General features: G+C 38.1%; 3 protein-coding genes. 2 read left to right on the forward strand and 1 reads right to left on the reverse strand.

Annotation, left to right across the window (positions count from 1 at the left end; genetic code table 11):
* A partial coding sequence (yidC, locus tag HRT72_09835; GenBank protein NQY68006.1) for a membrane protein insertase YidC occupies positions 1-841 on the forward strand: 841 nt, incomplete at its 5' end.
* A 217-nt stretch (positions 842-1058) separates the two neighbouring features.
* A complete protein-coding gene (locus HRT72_09840) occupies positions 1059-1685 on the forward strand; it encodes a hypothetical protein (GenBank protein ID NQY68007.1) in 627 nt (208 codons plus the stop codon).
* Positions 1686-1714: 29 nt separating this feature from the next.
* On the opposite strand, the gene HRT72_09845 is transcribed toward HRT72_09840, so the two are convergent.
* The gene (locus tag HRT72_09845) at positions 1715-3097 is read right to left on the reverse strand and encodes a PD40 domain-containing protein (GenBank protein NQY68008.1); all 1383 of its coding nucleotides are present in this window, start codon (positions 3095-3097) and stop codon (positions 1715-1717) included.
* Positions 3098-3115: the final 18 nt, after the last annotated feature.

Genomic DNA, 3115 nt, shown 5'->3' on the forward strand with positions numbered 1-3115 from the left:
ACTCGTTCAACTAGGGCCATCTTTTATTGACTGGGTAAGTAAATGGATGCTTATACCATTATTCAATGTTCTAAGCACCGTATTTAGCAGCTATGGAATTATTATCCTATTAATTACAGTTATCATTAAAATGGTACTGTTCCCAATTACTTACAAGACTTATTTGTCTTCTGCGAAGATGCGTGTATTAAAGCCTCAGATCGACGCTATCAACAAAAAGCATGAAGGTGGTGATGCAATGAAAAAGCAACAGGCTATAATGGCCTTGTACAAAAGCACCGGGGTTAATCCTTTAGCTGGATGTATACCTATGCTTATTCAAATGCCTATACTCTTTGCAATGTTTAGGTTCTTCCCAGCATCTATAGAACTTCGTCAAGAATCGTTCTTATGGGCAACAGACCTTTCGTCTTATGATCAGATTTTTTCATGGACAATGCACATCCCTCTAATCTCTGACTTTTACGGAAATCACATTAGCCTTTTTGCTATTATGATGGCTGGTTCCTCTTACCTATCTATGAGCGCGAACAACACACAAATGGGTGGCGGTAATGAAATGCAAGCCAAGCAAATGCAAATGATGATGAAGTTTATGCCAATAATGTTATTGTTCATCTTTAACTCTCTCCCATCTGGCCTGAACTACTATTACTTCCTCGCAAACATGATGACCTTTGGACAGCAATGGGCAATTAAGAGGTTCTTTATTGATGAGAACAAGATCTTAGATAAACTCGAAGCGTTCAAACTAAGTCCTAAGGCAAAGAAAGGCAAATCCTCGTTCGTGAAGAAGCTTGAAGATCTTGCTAAAGAGAAAGGATATAAGCCACCTAAATAAGACAGTACTCTTCTAAAAAGAAGCTTTTATTGAAGCGATACTAAGTATGGCTTATTTGCAATTTCTGCAAATAATAATTCACCCCTTTGCAATGTGCAATTATTGATTCTCATTCGTCTGTACTAGTTTTACAATAAACAATTTAGAAGTGGTACGAATAACTATTATCTCTGTACTTATCAGCTGTCTTTTTTCATCTTGTGCTCTACACAACAGAATGACATCGCCTAATATTTTAGAAAAAGGCAAGGCATCGTTAGACCTTGGAATTACGACTAATTATATAGGAGGCACATCCAACTCGGAAAAAATTGACATTAATCCATCGCTAGCTACTAGATACGGGCTATGGAAGCATGGTGAAGTCGGAGTCACCCTTACTGGATTGCCCGCAATTGTTATTGACTACAAACAGAGGTTGCTTAAAATAGAAGACTTCTCTCTTTCAGTAGACATTGCTGGCTACGCAGGTCTATGGCAAGGAGCAGGAATGCAATACGATGTATTGCTAGGAACAGAATCCCTGTATTTTGTTTGTGGTTATGCCACCGCATTTACCGATGGCGAGTCGTTTCTCGGCATATACGATTACAACTCATTTGTTCTTGGAATAGGATCAAAACCAAAAGCACTAAAGGGACTTGGATTCCAAATCACGTATGGGAAAGCAAATATTACAGGACACCATCACGGAAACCCATCTTACTTATCTTTAGGATTAAATTACAATTTAATAAGAGAAGGCAAGCCTAAGAAAAAAGTCAAAAAGCAAGGAGATAGAAGCATCCGCACCTCATTAGACAGCTCGAAGCCTCTTCTTAATTTATGGAAAAGTTTGTGGTAGAAACTTATTATTAATGCCTCGGCTAGGGATTACTTAAACAAAGGATGGTTGGATAAATCGATCTGGTAAATATCTCTACCTCCGTTTCCTCCTTCTACTTCTGAAGAGTAATATGCTTTCTTTCCATCAGCAGCTAAGCTAAAGTGTAAATCGTCTTTTACAGTATTGATTGGATATCCAAGACTCTTAGGTTCTGCCCATATACCGCCTACCATCTTTGATACGAAAATATCTAAGCCTCCCATATTATCATGTCCCTTAGAGCTGAAGAACAACGTTCTTCCATCCGGTGTTACATAAACAGAAATTTCATCAAGCTCAGTATTTATTACATCCCCTAAGTTTTCTGGCGCTCCCCACACTCCTTCCTCATCACGTTCTACAAAATAAACATCACCATTCCCCTCTCCTCCTGGCCTTTCGCTTACAAAGTACATCATGTTTCCATCAGCTGTGACAGTAGCCGAACTTTCGAAATAATCTGAATTAACAATTTCCTTTTTCACTTCCCATACCTTCTTTTCATCCAGCGGTTTAGGCGAACTCCATTTGCCTTTCGAACTCAACTTAGAACTCCAAATATCTCCACTGCCGGTTAACCCCTTTATATTCACATACAAATAAATTGTTTGTCCGTCTGGAGCTATACACAGAGATGCATCAAACCCACTTGTATTTATTTTTCCAGGAATAGGGGTCGACTCAGACCATGTCTCTGAACTTTCATTATAAGTTGAAATATATACGTCTTCGAAATACTTACCGTCGCCCGGATGAATCATGCCACCCTTTGTATCGTTTCTTCTAGAGGTAAGAATCATCGTTTTACCATCCAATGAAACAGATGGAGAATAATCATCAAACTCGCTATTTACCTCCTCACCAAGGTTAGTAATCGTTACATCTACTGGATTATCTATATAGGTTTGTGCTCTTCTGCAATTAGCGATATATCTTTGAACTCGTATCAATTCGAAGTCAGTACTCGCTCGTCCAATTAATGAGGATTCGAAAGTCAAATAAGACTCCAACGCTTTATCCACATTACCCGTTCCAAGCAATGCATTTCCCAATACAAATGGGAAATTGTGCAACTTGACGTCTGATTTATCGCCTACTTTATTCAAATCATCCAGGCACTTTTTATATCGTTTCAATTCCAGGTTACATTGGGCCATTTTAAAATATACTTTGTCATTTTCTGTTGAAAATTCCAAGACATCTTTATAATGCGCAATGGCACCTTTATAATCGCCAAGTCGAAAAGCCTCATTACCCATTAGTAAATGAGATTTACCACCCGACATTTCGAGCATCTTATTCTTAAATGTTTTTTCGTAAATCGTGTCTTGTGCACGAACAGATATGCTTAGAAAAAGCAAGAATATAATTAGGATGTGTGGTGTTTTCATAAATTTAAAATAACTAAT

The sequence above is a fragment of the Flavobacteriales bacterium genome (assembly GCA_013214975.1).
GTDB lineage: Bacteria > Bacteroidota > Bacteroidia > DT-38 > DT-38 > DT-38.

Excerpts from the sequence above, each read along its gene's own strand:
- HRT72_09840 (NQY68007.1), top strand. The coding sequence starts at position 1,059 with ATGACATCGCCTAATATTTTAGAAAAAGGCAAGGCATCGTTAGACCTT.
- HRT72_09845 (NQY68008.1), bottom strand. The coding sequence starts at position 3,097 with ATGAAAACACCACACATCCTAATTATATTCTTGCTTTTTCTAAGCATA.